Origin of the sequence: Pseudomonas silesiensis (assembly GCF_001661075.1) — a bacterium.
Taxonomy (GTDB): Bacteria; Pseudomonadota; Gammaproteobacteria; order Pseudomonadales; family Pseudomonadaceae; genus Aquipseudomonas; species Aquipseudomonas silesiensis.
The window spans coordinates 5,938,850-5,953,214 of the sequence record NZ_CP014870.1 but is presented as its reverse complement, the minus strand read 5'-3'; the positions used below and the strand labels follow the sequence as shown (position 1 = coordinate 5,953,214).

Annotated in this window: 12 protein-coding genes and 1 pseudogene; 11 read left to right on the top strand and 2 right to left on the bottom strand. The window is 53.2% G+C overall.

Annotation, left to right across the window (positions count from 1 at the left end; genetic code table 11):
* Positions 1-176: 176 nt before the first annotated feature.
* Positions 177-835 (bottom strand): annotated as a pseudogene (locus PMA3_RS31235) (Mut7-C RNAse domain-containing protein).
* Positions 836-1,150: 315 nt separating this feature from the next.
* Between PMA3_RS31235 and PMA3_RS31230 the strand changes: the two are divergent.
* From PMA3_RS31230 to PMA3_RS26410, 3 genes are all read left to right on the top strand, one after another.
* The gene (locus tag PMA3_RS31230; protein ID WP_202970124.1) at positions 1,151-3,559 is read left to right on the top strand and encodes a DNA recombination protein RmuC; all 2,409 of its coding nucleotides are present in this window, start codon (positions 1,151-1,153) and stop codon (positions 3,557-3,559) included.
* 208 nt (positions 3,560-3,767) lie between these two features.
* Positions 3,768-3,917, top strand: a complete 150-nt coding sequence (locus PMA3_RS31225) for a DUF2934 domain-containing protein (protein ID WP_082930430.1) — start codon at positions 3,768-3,770, stop codon at positions 3,915-3,917.
* A gap of 372 nt (positions 3,918-4,289) precedes the next feature.
* Positions 4,290-5,000 carry a hypothetical protein gene (locus PMA3_RS26410; RefSeq protein ID WP_064679926.1) on the top strand — a complete coding sequence of 237 codons (711 nt, stop codon included), beginning with the start codon at positions 4,290-4,292 and terminating at the stop codon, positions 4,998-5,000.
* A 7-nt stretch (positions 5,001-5,007) separates the two neighbouring features.
* On the opposite strand, the gene PMA3_RS26405 is transcribed toward PMA3_RS26410, so the two are convergent.
* On the bottom strand, positions 5,008-5,328 hold the full coding sequence (locus PMA3_RS26405) for a hypothetical protein (RefSeq protein WP_064679925.1): 321 nt from the start codon (positions 5,326-5,328) through the stop codon (positions 5,008-5,010).
* 241 nt (positions 5,329-5,569) lie between these two features.
* Between PMA3_RS26405 and PMA3_RS26400 the strand changes: the two genes are divergently transcribed.
* From PMA3_RS26400 to PMA3_RS26365, 8 genes are all read left to right on the top strand, one after another.
* A complete protein-coding gene (locus PMA3_RS26400) occupies positions 5,570-6,838 on the top strand; it encodes a cystathionine gamma-synthase family protein (protein WP_064679924.1) in 1,269 nt (422 codons plus the stop codon).
* 136 nt (positions 6,839-6,974) lie between these two features.
* Positions 6,975-8,411 carry an amino acid permease gene (locus PMA3_RS26395; RefSeq protein WP_064679923.1) on the top strand — a complete coding sequence of 479 codons (1,437 nt, stop codon included), beginning with the start codon at positions 6,975-6,977 and terminating at the stop codon, positions 8,409-8,411.
* Positions 8,412-8,462: 51 nt separating this feature from the next.
* Complete coding sequence (locus PMA3_RS26390; protein WP_064679922.1) at positions 8,463-9,353, top strand: LysR substrate-binding domain-containing protein; 891 nt, start codon at positions 8,463-8,465, stop codon at positions 9,351-9,353.
* A 19-nt stretch (positions 9,354-9,372) separates the two neighbouring features.
* A complete protein-coding gene (gene thrC, locus PMA3_RS26385; protein WP_064679921.1) occupies positions 9,373-10,761 on the top strand; it encodes a threonine synthase in 1,389 nt (462 codons plus the stop codon).
* On the top strand, positions 10,758-11,195 hold the full coding sequence (locus PMA3_RS26380; protein ID WP_020797502.1) for an Lrp/AsnC family transcriptional regulator: 438 nt from the start codon (positions 10,758-10,760) through the stop codon (positions 11,193-11,195). The genes thrC and PMA3_RS26380 overlap by 4 nt, the downstream gene beginning before the upstream one ends.
* 114 nt (positions 11,196-11,309) lie before the next feature.
* Positions 11,310-12,350 (top strand): homoserine dehydrogenase, encoded by a 1,041-nt coding sequence (locus PMA3_RS26375; protein WP_064679920.1) that lies wholly within the window; start codon positions 11,310-11,312, stop codon positions 12,348-12,350.
* Positions 12,351-12,362: 12 nt separating this feature from the next.
* Complete coding sequence (locus PMA3_RS26370; protein WP_064679919.1) at positions 12,363-13,781, top strand: aldehyde dehydrogenase family protein; 1,419 nt, start codon at positions 12,363-12,365, stop codon at positions 13,779-13,781.
* A gap of 214 nt (positions 13,782-13,995) precedes the next feature.
* Entirely contained in the window at positions 13,996-14,361 is a 366-nt protein-coding gene (locus tag PMA3_RS26365; protein ID WP_064679918.1) for a histone-like nucleoid-structuring protein, MvaT/MvaU family, read from the top strand.
* Positions 14,362-14,365 lie beyond the last annotated feature (4 nt).

The following is a 14,365-nucleotide window of genomic DNA, read 5'->3' as shown; positions in this document are numbered from 1 at the left end:
TTACTTCAACCGTCAGTATCATGAGCAGTCGTTGCCTTGGAGTGCATTGGGGTGAACAGCGAATCCACTGCCAACGCGGTTGGAGCGCTCTAACGCTGGAGTATTAGATTTCCTCTCCGGCGAAAGCAAAAACACACTCATCTCCTCATTCAACCGGAGGCTCCGAGAGCTGAATCTTAAATCTGAGCCCACCCCCCCCGGTAAATCCGTGGGCAGGCGTCGCAGTGCTGGAAGTGCGACTAAGGAGCGCTAACGCATAGCCGGGCCATTCCGGGCTGATCATGTGCAGCAACAGGGTGTAAGAAGGTACAGGATGAATGGTTGCACGCTACGCACTTGGTCAATCCGCACACAATTCACGCAGCTGCAACGACGGTTTCAGGGCATTCATGTAACAGCCGTGGGTGATGATCCGCCGCTTGAGCAGTTCACGGTTGCGGGTTAGCACGAAACGTCCTTGCTGCGCAGCGATATCGTCATGTCGAAGCCATTGGTGAGGAGGCTGTCGAAACCGTTCATACGCAGCAAGCTGGGTACCAGCCCAGGTTCGCATCAGCGACGAAGCGCAGCACCCTTAAAGGTTGCGCCCGAATCTTTAACTGCGGGCTGATGTCCGGCGCTTCGAACTTGGCAGACCCGCCAGTCGGTCGCCCTCGAAGATCACCTGCTCGAAGCTTACCGACTCCCCGTTGAGCAGCCTAAGCTTGACCTCCGTGTGCGGTAATCCCGAACGCCTAGATCATGTGCTTGAGCATCGCCCCTTGCGCACATTGCCACCGTTGTTGAGCCTGAAATCGTTCCACTCCATGTAGAAGTGAAAAGTTTCCCTGGTCATGCCGAACAGTATGGCAGGGCTGCAGCGTGGGAGAGTCTAGTCCGGATATCTTCTCCGGAAGTCCCCGAACTATGAAATGCGCGGTGAAGAATTGAGTAAATGCTGAATCCTGGGGTTGGAATACGTCGGTATGGATGTTTTTGGGTTCCTCTTGATGTCGATGTGCATTGGTCAAAAATGAAGAAACCTGGCTAGGGTGAAGAGCGACGTCTTTCAGCATCTTGTAGAAGGCATTTTTCGTCCTGGGTCAGCTACGCTAAGACCTGAGACCTCATTCACGCTAAATAGTCACTACTTGGACGAAGGAGAATGGATTTGGAAAATTTGGTGATTCTCATAATATCGCCGTTGCTGGCCTTCATCGTGGCCTGGGTAATCGCAAGCTGGCGTGGCCAGCGCTATAGTCAACAACTGCAGAACGATCTGGTAGTGACACAGGCCAATCTGACGCTTGTTCAGGCAGCATTATCGGAGCAACAGGCGATATTAAGCACCCTCTCTGTAGAGAAAGCAGCACTGGATATCGCTTATGGACGGTTGGAAACGGAACGAGATAGTGGCAAGGATCGGATTGGCCGCCTAGAGGGGGATATTGTCGCCCAGCAAGCTGAGATAGATCGCTTGCGAAAATCGGAACAAGCGGCCAGAGAGTCAAGCTCGAAAGCACAAGAAGCGGCCGCCAAGCTGCAAGACCAGATAGCCAGTAACAATACCGCTTTTAAAGAACGCCTCGAAGAAAAGGATCAGCGCATCTCAGGACTGGATCAAAAGCAAGTTATCGCAGAATCGCAACAAACCAATTCGGCGAAGCTGCTGTCCGAAAGTCGCGAGGCACTTAAACAAGCCCAGACCCAGTTGGAGGAGAAGCAGGTCGTTCAAGTACGTTTTGAACGTGAATGGGTTGCCCAGAAAGCCGAGCTCGAGACCCTGCGTCAGACAGAGAAACAGGCCCGTGAAGTCGGAGCTACGGCACAGGAAGCGGCGAACAAGTTGCAGGAGCAACTTGTCATCAACGGTACGACCACCAAGGCGCGTATCGAAGAGAGAGATCTGCGCATCACTCAGTTGGATGAAAAGCTGACGACCGCCGACGCAGCGCAAAAGCAAACTGCTGCTCAACTGGCAGAGATTCGCGAAACTCTAAAGAAAGCCCAGACCCAGTTGGAGGAGAAGCAGGTCGTTCAAGTACGATTTGAACGTGAATGGGTTGCCCAGAAAGCCGAGCTCGAGACCCTGCGTCAGACAGAGAAACAGGCCCGTGAGATCGGAGCTACAGCACAGGAAGCGGCGAACAAGTTGCAAGAGCAACTTGTCATCAACGGTACGACCTTCAAGGAGCGTATCGAAGAGAGAGATCTGCGCATCGCTCAGTTGGATGAAAAGTTGGCTACCGCCGACGCAGCGCAAAAGCAAACTGCTGCTCAACTGGCAGAAATTCGCGAAACTCTAAAGAAATCGCAGACGCAACTGGAAGAAAAGCAGGAGGCGTTAACCAGCTACAAAACGTGGTGGGAGCAGTCAAAGAACGAATTAAAGATCACACAAGATAAATATTCGGAGCTGGACAACACTCATGGCCAGCTAAAAACCTCCTTGACTGAAAGGCAGCAACACTTTGACGCGCAGTTGAAGCTAATGCAGGAGAATCGGGAGGACTTAACAAAAGAGTTCGAACGCCTCGCAAATGAGGTTCTGGAGCGCAAGGGCAAAGCGTTTAAAGAGTTGAATCATGAAAGCATCACCAACTTGCTCAATCCACTTCATACCGAAATGAAAGGCTTTAAGGCGAAGGTGGAGGATATCCACGCTAAAGATGCGGAGCAGCGCGTGGAACTCAGAACCGAGTTGAAGAACCTTCAAGCACTCAACAAGGAGATCACTGATCAGGCGGACAAACTGACCACCGCCCTGCAAGGCCAAAAGAAGGTTCAGGGGAACTGGGGTGAGCTGATGTTGGAGAACGTACTCGACAACTCGGGCCTTCGACTTGATATCGACTACAAGCGGGAAGTCAGTTTCACGACAGAAGAGGGACGACAACGTCCCGATGCGATTGTCTACCTGCCACAAAAGCAGCACTTGATCATCGACGCTAAGACCTCATTGGTGTCCTACACTCAGTATGTAAACGCCGATAACGATTTGGAACGTGGTCAAGCTTTGGCGGCCCATACCAAGGCAGTCAGTGACCGCGTCAATGAGCTGTCCAACCGAGATTATTTCAAGTTGCCTGGCCTGAATTCACCTGAGGTGGTGATTATGTTTATTCCGATCGAATCCGCCTACGTTGAGGCCCTAAAATATGACGAGACCCTGTTCCAACGGGCTATCGAGCGTAACGTGCTAGTCGCCACCCCCACCACCCTGTTGACGAGTCTTAACATCGTGCGCCAGCTGTGGCGGTTCGAAGATCAGAATAAGCACACCGCCGAGTTAGCCAATCGAGCTGAGAAGTTTTACAACAAGCTCAATGGTTTTCTGACCAGTATGCAAGGAGTGGGCAGTCAATTGAATAGAGCTCGTGACAGTTACGACAAAGCCTTCGGTCAATTGTACATCGGTAAAGGGAATTTGATAAAACAAGCCGCTGAGTTTAAAGATCTGGGTGTATCTGTACAGAGGGAACTGCCAGCCGAGCTTGTCGAACGTGCAAACTTAGAGCTCAGTAGCGCTCTCGCAGAATTCGAAGAGATTGAAGCCCCAGTATTGATCGCCTCATCATGACCTTCCTTGCCAATACCGGAATGGATAGTCGCACCCTGCGGGCGCTGAGACTAGATTGAGGCATATCGATCAAGGAATGCACGATGAACCGAGCTAACGGTACTTGTTATAACAACTATTCTTAACCATGAACGACAGACCAAGAGGCGATGCAATTTTCTTCCATTTCGTCCCTTGATGGACTCCATAGAATTGGAAGGACGTTGAAATGGACGAGCAAAAAATACGAGAAGCTGCGTATCTGCTTTGGGAAAAACAAGGCAAACCACAAGGACAAGACCTTGAGCACTGGTTCACTGCCGAACAATCAGAAAGTGATTCGTCATCACAGATGACTCCAGGGGGGCGAACGACCTGACGCACACGGAAAAAATTCCACCTCCGGCGTTAAAGCAAAAACCAAAGAGGGATGCCGAGACATTGCAACGGGAGGTAACCAAAGGACTCGCCCATCGATAGCGTGCACCTCTGAGGTCGCGCTATCGCGGAGCATGGAATTTGTCTTTCATAACCGGTCAAGGCGCCTCTCAACCTCAAAGAAAACAGCGACCTTGTTTCCTACTGGATTCGCGAGATAAGCATAGAAGTCTCTTTACCGGTGGAATGTTCAGCTATCGGTTGTATTGCGGGCACCATGACATCGATCTGCGGCTCGTCGGCTAAAACTAGCTTGAGATGATCGCCTATAATACTGTACATAAAACCAGTATCTATGCAGTGAATCCAATCCATGAATTTCGATCAGGCCAAGGCGCTCCGGCTTCAGCAATGGCGCTCAACCCTCGACGACCATGATTTCCGAATGGAGAACCCAGAGGCACACCGGCAAACGCTCCGCGAAATGTCCGCCACGCTGGCGTCCGAGGGGCTTATCGATGATCTCCAGTGCTTCGACATGAACGAAATGGCGAATGCCGCCTATTGGCACGCTGTAGAAGAGTTGATTGACGCTCCAATACGATACTGCGGTGCATCGGCGTACGACGTTGTGAAACATGGCAGTTCAGAATTACTGGGCGTGATCAGGCGATCAATTTTCTACTACGTGAGCACTCTCGCTGAGGCCAATATCGCAACGTACGACGGCAAGATTTACCGAAGTGCGGATGGTGCGAATCTAGTCTTTAGCCCATCCGGAATGATTGCGGAAATCAAAGGATTGACGCTGACGTTGCCTGACGGGCAACGGTACGAGCTCGTCGAAACCGGGCGCACTATCGAAGGAATTTTCCGCGAGCCAGTGGATGATCCAGATTCCTACCGTGGCTTGATAGATACCGCTCTCGTGGCCAAAGAAAGCCGAGACTTGCGCTCGTTCGAAAAGCTTCGCCCATTGATTGACCTGGCGAAGTTTCGTATCTGCCCGGTATGCCTTGATCGATTCGAGCTTCAGGAGGACTGCACCGCTTGTGGTGGTCATGGATTTTTGGCGAAGCTATAGGTGCTGGTCAGCGATTGGTGCTCAGGGAGCGGAACCACTCTGCATAGGGTGTATTGGCGACCTGATACCTATTGAAGTCAGGACTGCCGTCGTTCCACCAAACAGGCCCTCGCTCTCCGAGCGCTACTTTAGCCACCTGGACGTGGGCCCTTGCCGCCGACAACTGCCCAGGATCGCCAGAGGCTTTCGCTGCCTTTACCTCACGACGCGCGGACATCAAATCATTGACCAAGCGCTGCCGCACATCTTCATTGAGCGAGGGGTTGCTGCAGCGCCACAGCTGCCCTTTGACTACAAAGTATCGACCGTCAGGAGTCATTGGATTCATCTCTGCATCTCCATGAGGCCTAAGTACGGCACACCCAAGCTCGTGGCATCGCACAGCTGTATTTTGGTGAGGGATTCTCTTAGGTGGTAACGGCTTGACGGCCGCTTAACTCCATCCAGCCATTAAAAAAAGCAGCCCTTACTCCCAGATATCATGATTTTTCACCAGCACGAGCCTTCCTTATAGTCCTCTGAAGACCACTTGGAACACGGTTGTGTTTCCCTTGATACGAGACAATCTTATGGAAAATAAAAAAGACGCCGTCCATCCTTCCGAGGTTGGGATGGGAACTCGAGTGGTATGGGGAGGAGAGCAAGTTCAACATCCCTACAATGCGACCCAGACACCCATCGTGGTCAGTGCCGCCTATGGCTATGACGATATCGATAAGTGGTATGACGTGGCATTGGGAAAGGAACCCGGCTTCATTTACAGCCGGATGAGCAATCCCACTGTCTCTGTCTTAGAAGATAAACTCTGTGAGCTCGAAAACGCAGAGTCGGCTGTAGCTTTCAGTACCGGAATGGCCGCAATCAGCGGTGTACTACACACCTTCCTTTCCTATGGGCAGCGTGTGGTATCTACACGTGACAGCTACGGTGGTACGAATAAGATTTTTGAGGAGTTTCTTCCACGCATGGGTGTAGAGGTAACCCTTTGCGATACGCTCGCCACTGTGACTCTCGAGCAGGAGATCGCTAAAGGCTGCAACGTTCTGTACCTGGAAACTCCTACGAACCCGACTCTGAAAATCGTTGATATTCGACGCCTTGTGGCAGCTGCGAAGCGAGTGGGCGCTTTGGTCATTGCGGACAATACCTTCGCGACGCCTCTAAATCAGAATCCGCTCGCTTTAGGCGTTGATGTGGTTGTGCACAGCGCGACCAAATTCCTGTCCGGTCATGGTGATGTACTCGGTGGTGTGGTTTGCGGCGCCGAGCATTTGATGTCTCAAGTTCGCCATTACCGTGAAATCAATGGTGCCTCGCTGGATCCTTTTTCAGCGTATCTAATCATCCGAGGCATCAAGACTCTGGCTCTGCGTCTTCGCCAGCAACAGGTGAGCGCGCAACTTTTGGCCGAGTACCTCTGTACCGAACCGCTGGTCGAGTCTGTGAACTATCCGGGGTTGCCTCAACATCCAGGTCATGACATCGCCCGTTCGCAAATGAACGGATTCGGAGCCATCGTCAGTTTCGTGCTGAAAGGAGGCATGGACACAGTGACTCGTCTGCTCCCGCTGCTCAAGTATGCGCATCGGGCGGGTAACCTGGGCGCTGTGGAAACCATCTACGGGCCGGCACGGACGACCAGTCACGTGGAAAACACCTTGGAAGAGCGCCAGGCACTTGGGATTTCCGAAGGCTTGGTTCGAGTGTCCGTAGGTATTGAAGAAGCAGCAGATTTATTGGCTGACCTAAAACAAGCCTTCGCTTTAGTGCGAAGTAAACAAGGTGATGCAAGCCTTCACGCTGACAGTGCCCAACGTTTCATTGAGGTAGGAGCCTGACGACGGGCAGGACTTTCGATATCCATCTAAAGCCCTTCATGAAGAATGAAAATAATAAAATCTAGCGACAAAAAAATTGTACTGCCAAAAAGTCAGTTACAAGGCGTTTGTCCGCCCATTTCATGAGAATACAACTATGTCCACTCAGATAGAAGAAAAGCAGCCCGATCCAAATTCGCATTTCAAAAAAGAAATGCAAACCCGCCACATCGTTATGTTGGCGTTGGGCGGTGTGATCGGCACGGGCTTATTCCTGACCTCCGGTTACACGGTTAATCAGGCAGGGCCGCTCGGTGCAGTGATCGCTTACATCATCGGTGCAGTGATGGTGTATTTGGTCATGGTCTGTCTCGGTGAGTTGGCTGTACAGATGCCAGAAACCGGATCGTTCAGTAGTTACGCGACGCGATACCTGGGCCCGGGCACCGGCTATACAGTGGCTTGGCTTTACTGGCTCACTTGGGCGGTCGCCATCGGTTCTGAATTTACTGCTGCGGGCATACTGATGGTTCGGTGGTTTCCTGACACCCCGGTGTGGATTTGGAGTGCACTGTTTGCCATTGCCGTTTTCTCAAGCAATGTTGTTTCTGTTCGGTTGTTTGCGGAGACTGAATTTTGGCTTTCGCTGATTAAGGTTCTGACCGTTATCACGTTCATCGTGATTGGCGGAGCGGCAATTCTCGGTCTTTTTCAGATACAGAATTTGCCAGGTGCGGGATTATCCAACTTCACACGTGAGGGGCTTTTCCCCACCGGGTTCTTACCCATTGCAATGACTCTCCTGGCTGTGTCCTTTGCATTTTCCGGAACTGAGCTGATCGGGATTGCGGCAGGTGAAGCGCAAGATCCACAAACTAGCGTGCCCAAGGCAATCCGTACGACAGTGGTACGTTTGGCACTGTTTTTTGTGGGGACAATTTTCGTCCTTGCGACGTTACTCCCACGAGAGCAAGCGGGTCTCGTGGAAAGCCCGTTCGTCATGGTATTTGAGCTGATTGGCATCCCATACTCTGCCGACATCATGAACTTCGTCATTCTCACGGCACTGATTTCCGCCGCTAACTCGGGGCTGTATGCAGCATCGCGCATGCTGTGGACATTGAGCGATCAAGGACATATGCCTAAGCGCTACGCCAGGCTCTCCAGTCGGGGCACACCGGTGAACGCCATCGTTCTTAGTATGGCAGGTGCAGTGGCTTCTCTGCTCAGCAGTGTGCTTGCCCCTGATACGGTTTACTTAGCTTTGGTGTCCATTTCCGGGCTGGCGGTCGTAGTTGTGTGGATGAGCATTGCTGCTAGCCAGATCGCGTTCCGTCGTCAATACGTCGCCAATGGCGGACGAGTTGAAGACCTGCATTTCCGTGTGCGTGGCTATCCGTGGGTGCCTATCGGTGCGATTTTGTGTTGTCTGCTGGCCTGTGTGGGTATCGCTTTTGATCCTGAGCAGAGAGTGGCGCTTTACTTCGGCCTTCCCTTTATCGCGTGGTGTTATTTCGTTTACTGGATCACTCGCAACAAGAGGGCAGAGCGGTTGGCTTTAGCCGCCGCTGTTCATTCCTCTGGCACCGCGTGAAGTTATCAGGCAATGATTGAGCGAAGATAAAGCCCTGATGAGGTTGCGCCGATGAGTCAAAAATCACTACCACCCTTGAATTGGTTGAGGGCATTCGAAGTATCGGCGCGTTATTTGAACTTTACCCACGCGGCAGAAGAACTCCATTTGACTCAAGGGGCTGTGAGTCAGCAGATCCGTCAGTTGGAAAGTCACCTCGGGGTGGCGCTGTTCAAGCGCTTGCCTCGAGGGCTTGGCTTGACCGAGGAAGGACAGTCGTACCTGCCTGTCGTACAAGACGCGATCAGTCGCCTTGCAGTCGGCACAAACGAGATTTTCGGCCAGCACAATCGAAGACATTTGAAGGTGCGTGGCAGCCTTTCCTTTCTTCACTACTGGTTGGCCCCACGGCTCGCGGATTTTTGTCGAGAGTATCCGCAGATCGATATTCGATATATCAGCAATATCTGGGTGAAAGAACCGGATGGCGAGGACGACTTGGAGATTCGCTGGGGATGCGGTGAGTGGTCGGGCTTGCACGCTCAGCGATTGACCTGGGACATCCTTCAGCCTGTTTGCTCCCCGACGCTCATGGCCAACTCACCCATACATGAGCCTCGCGACTTGATGAACCATTCCCTGCTTCACGTGTTGGGTTACGAAGAAGGTTGGGGTTACTGGTTGAAGCGAGTAGGAGCAGACGACGTCGACTATTCCCGTGGCCTTCAGTTTGACACGCTGATCTCCACGATCCGCATGGCCGAATTGGGGCAGGGCGTTGCGCTGGCACGCTCTTCCGTGGTCGAGGATTTGCTTAACAGTGGGCAATTGGTTGCGCCATTCAGTCACCGAATTGAGGCTAGCGAATCTTTTTATCTGGTACACGAACAGGCCGAAGCGCTATCGCCAGATGCCGCAAATTTTTCTACCTGGCTGGTGGCTCAAGCCCATCGCCTTCTGTAATACCGATTGGGGAGTGGTCATGGATTATGTAAGCACACGTGGCGGTAACATGCGGGCGGATTTTCGCAGTGTGGTTCTGTCGGGGCTCGCCGAAAATGGAGGCCTGTATGTCCCGACCAGTTTGCCAGTATTCACTGAGAAACAAATTACCAGCTGGTCATGGCTGCCGTTTGATGAGTTGGTATGGCGGATAATCTCGCCCTTTGTTGGCTCGTCAATGGACGAAAGCATCCTGCGTGGCTTGCTCAGTGACAGCTATCAACAATTCAAGCACCGCGCTATTACACCGCTTGAGCAGATCGGGCATAACGAGTGGATACTCCAGCTGTTTCATGGCCCGACCCGTTCTTCCAAAGATTTCGCCGCGCAATTGCAGGCGCGCCTGGTCGAGCATTTTCTGGGGGAGGTTGGTAAAGAAGCGTTGGTGGTCGGTGCAACTAATGGTGATACCGGACTAGCTGCGCTTGAAGCCTTTGCTAACTGCCCGGCCGCCCGCATGGCGATACTTTATCCGCGCGACGGGCTTGCGCCTGAGCAACTCAGTGCCTTGCAGGCAGCCGACCCGCAGCGGGTTCAGCTGTTTGCGGTTGACGGAAATTTCGATGATTGTCAGACACTGGTCTCCCGACTCTTGCGTGAGTGGCCGTTGGACGGAGTGATGCCAGTCTGTTTCAACTCGACCAATTGGATCGGCGTCCTTGCCCAGATTGTTTTTTACTTCCACGCGGCCTTGCAACTGGGCGGTGGCTCGCGTCCCGTTGGCTTCAGTGTTCCAGCTGCCAGCTCGGCCGAGATCTACGCAGGCTATATTGCGCAGAAAATGGGATTACCCATCAATCAGGTGATCATTTCCACCAACAGCAATGATGCCCTGCACCAGTTTTTTCATTGCAATCGCTACTTCACCCGGGTGACCGATCGAACAGTGTCGCCGGGGATGGACTTCTCGTTGTATTCCAACCTGGAGCGGTTTATTTGGGAGATTTACGAGCACGATGGCTGCTCAACAAAAGCGCTGATGGAGCATTTTGAAAGTTGCGGAGAAATGAGCATCGGCAATCAGCAATGGCTGCGTGCCCGAGTACTCTTCGATTCCTATGCGGTAGACGAATCCCAGGTGCGCGATGAGGTGGTCGAACTATTCCGAGAGACAGGCTCGGCCATCGATCCTCACACCGCTGTCGGAGTACTGGCCGGCCGGCTTCATCGACGCAGTCTGGGGGCGCCAATGGTCACCTTCGGGCAAATTGCGCCGGCCAAGTCGGCGGCGCTGTTGGCAGAGCTGGGCGTGTGGCAAGCAAACGTTCCGAGCACTGTCGAGGTGCGCGCGCAACCACCTTACCTGGCCAAGGACGATCTGGAGGGGCTGTGCCAGTCTCTTCGTGTGGCGGAGCAGAGGCTTTCATGAAGCGCATTCTGGATCCGCTGGACGAGCGCATACTGGCCGAACTTACCGCTAATGCGCGAATAGCCCATATCGAACTGGGTGCCAAGATCAACTTGTCGCGCAATGCTGTGCGCCAGCGCATCGAGCGTCTTGAGCGCGACGGTGCGATCCAGGGCTATACGGTACTTCTCGGTGAGTCCCGGCGGCCTACGTCGCTTATCAGCGCGGTGATCTTCGTCTACCGCTACGACCGCATGCGTGGCGAAGAAGTACTGGCTGCGCTGCGCTCCATTCCCGAAGTCGTGCAATGTGAAGTACTCAGTGGTGAGTTCGATTTAATGCTGCGCGTGAATGCCGCCACACCTGAACGTGTCCATCTCGTGTGGAAGGAAATCGCGGCCATGTCAGGGGTGGAAAACACCGTGACATCGTTCGTCCTTTCTGCGGTGTTTTAAAAGATCGTGCTTGGGCAAAACGCCCAACTAATACAGCAAACTGCCATATTCAACTGCCAAAGCCCGGCTCTTAGGATGTTCCTATCGAACAACATCAATAAAGGAACAGCTTTTATGACTGAGTACAAAATTGCCTTGGTAGGGTTTGGTGGCGTGAACCGTGGCTTCGCCCAATTGGTCGCCGATCGTAATGCCGAGTGGAAAGAGTCTCTGGGCTTCACTATTAAAATTGTCGGTGTCACGGATCTGTTCCTCGGCTCCATCGTTGCTAAAGATGGTCTGGATGCACAGCAGTTGGTCGCGCTGCCGATTGAGAAAGGTGCACTCGCTCAACTGCCCGGCGGCAATGCTGAGGCCTTCAACGAAACCGTGATCAAGCATTCCGGTGCAGACATTATCGCTGAGGCCACTTTCACCAACCCGGTGGATGGCGAGCCCGCAACTACCTTTTGCCGCTGGGCCTTGGAAAGTGGCATTCATGTAGTGACCACCAATAAGGGGCCTATTGCGCTGCACGGTGCCGAGCTCAAGGCGTTGGCCCGTCGCAACCAGGTGGCTTTCGAATACGAGGGGGCGGTGATGAGTGGCACCCCTGTGATTCGTCTCGCCAAGCAGGCCTTGGCGGGTGCCAACGTACAAGGCTTCGAAGGCATCCTGAACGGCACTTCCAACTACGTGCTCACCCAAATGAAAGACGGCTTGGCGTTCAACGATGCCGTCGTACAAGCGCAACAGCTCGGCTACGCCGAGGCAGATCCAACCGCCGATGTGGAAGGGTTTGACGTACGCCTCAAGGTGGTGATCCTGGCCAATGAACTGCTCAATGCACGATTGAATGTCAGTGATGTAGCGTGTTCGGGTATCAGCAATATCAGCGCGGAAGATATTGCTCAGGCAAGTGCAAATGGCGCGAGCTGGAAACTGATTGGCTCAGCCGAACGTGAAACCGATGGCTCGGTTCGAGCGAGTGTCGAGGCCCGGCTGCTGCCGAACTCGCACCCTCTGGCAGGTATTGCCGGCGCCACGAATGCCGTGTCGTTCAATACTGGACTACTGGGCGCTGTCACCGTATCGGGCCCGGGAGCGGGGCGTATCGAGACGGCCTTCGCATTGCTGTCGGACATCGTTGCCATCCACACCGCCCACAGTAAATAACAGGAGATAGTCATGAGCGTATCCAGCATGGCCAGTATCCAGCTTGTTGAAGCCAAACAGATTGGTGTGTTCAGTCCATTCGATGGTCGTTTGGTAGGGAGCGTACCTTGCCTCGATGCAGCCGCAGTTCCTGGCTTGCTGGAGCGTGCGCGAATCGGCGTGCGCGAGAGTGCGGCAATGCCTCGTCACCTTCGCGCGCGCATTCTTGAGGACGCCGCCCGGTGTGTGGAGCTTGAGTCTGATGCATTCGCCAAGCTGATCGTTGCAGAGGCGGGAAAAACGCTGCGACAAGCAGAGAAGGAAGTGAAGCGTTGCGTGAACACGTTGAAGCTATCTGCGGAAGAGGCGCGTCGTAACGCCGGGGAAGTGATTCCATTTGGGGCTTATGAAGGATCGGAATCGCGTCAAGGTTGGTTCACGCGGGAACCCTTGGGACTTATCGTCGCAATCACGCCCTATAACGATCCGCTGAATTTGGTCGCCCATAAACTCGGCCCGGCAATCGCCGGTGGCAATGCCGTGATTTTGAAACCCTCGGAACTCGCGCCGCTGTCTGCACTCAAGCTCGTTGAGTGCTTGGTGGAAGCGGGTCTTCCACCCTCTGTGATTACCCCGGCTACAGGTGGTGTCGACTTGGGTAAAGCGTTGGTGGAGGTTCGCGAAGTTCGGATGATTTCCTTTACGGGTGGTTTTGCCACGGGTGAGGCCATTGCTCGTAGTGCTGGGTTGAAGAAGCTAGCAATGGATCTGGGAGGAAATGCCCCGGTTCTTGTGCTTGAAGATTGTGATATCGAACCGACCGTGGAGTCCTGTGTGTCGGGTGCCTTTTGGGCGGCAGGGCAGAATTGCATCGGCACGCAACGCATCCTTATACATAGCTCAATTTATGAGGATTTCCGTGAGCGTTTTGTCAGCCAAACGCGCGCATTGGTGGTGGGCGATCCTGACCAGCGAGCAACGGATGTAGGCCCGATGATTACGGAACAATCGGCCCGTCGTACCGAACAATTGGTAAATGAAGCACTGGCCGAAGGTGCCGTCCTTCTATGTGGGCACCATCGGCAAGTGGGAAGCTATGCGCCGACCGTGCTTGAGCGTGTGAGGCATAGCAGTACGATTTGGCAGCAGGAAGTCTTCGCTCCGGTGGTTATTCTGGAGCCTTTTGACCATCTGGATGACGCTGTTGCTCTGGCCAACGCAACGGAGTACAGCTTGCATGCTGGTCTCTTCACACGTGATATTTCCAAGGCTTTGAAACTAGCGCGTCAAATCGAAGCGGGTGGTGTGATGATCAATGATTCTTCCGATTATCGTTTCGATGCCATGCCTTTCGGTGGTTTTAAGTACGGAAGTCTTGGGCGCGAAGGTGTTCGGTTTGCGTATGAGGATATGACGCAGCCCAAAGTGGTCTGTATCAGCGAGGCGGGTTAAGCCTACGAAGTAATTGTCGTCGACGTACATCGGGTGGACGCTTTCTCCCAACGCCCGATGTCCTCGTTGATAAATAGTAGCGGGTCGCGCGAACTTACACTGAGGTGCACGTTCGATGCTTTGTGAGATATTCTTACCCCAACTCTTAAGGGGTGAACGGACTGATTATTTGGTTCACCCAATCTCACATAAGCAATCGTTTACGAGGTTAACCATGTCCAAACTTGCAGAATTTCGTCAGCTTGAAAAGCACCTGGCCGAGCAGCTCCAAGCGCTTGAAACCTTAAAAGGTGACGCCGGCTTGAAGCAAGAAATCGAGTTCGAAACAAAGCTTCGTGCCCTGTTGGCGAAGTACGGCTTCAGCTTGAGAGACATCGTCAACCTACTTGATCCAAAGGCTGGTCGTCACGCACCCGCTGCGGAGTCGAAGAGCAGCACTCGCAAGCCTCGCCAAGTGAAGGTCTACAAAAATCCAGAGACCGGCGAAGTCGTAGAAACCAAAGGCGGCAACCACCGGACGCTGAAGGAATGGAAAGCGAAATACGGTTCTGACACCGTGGAGTCCTGGCTGACAAAGTGATGTT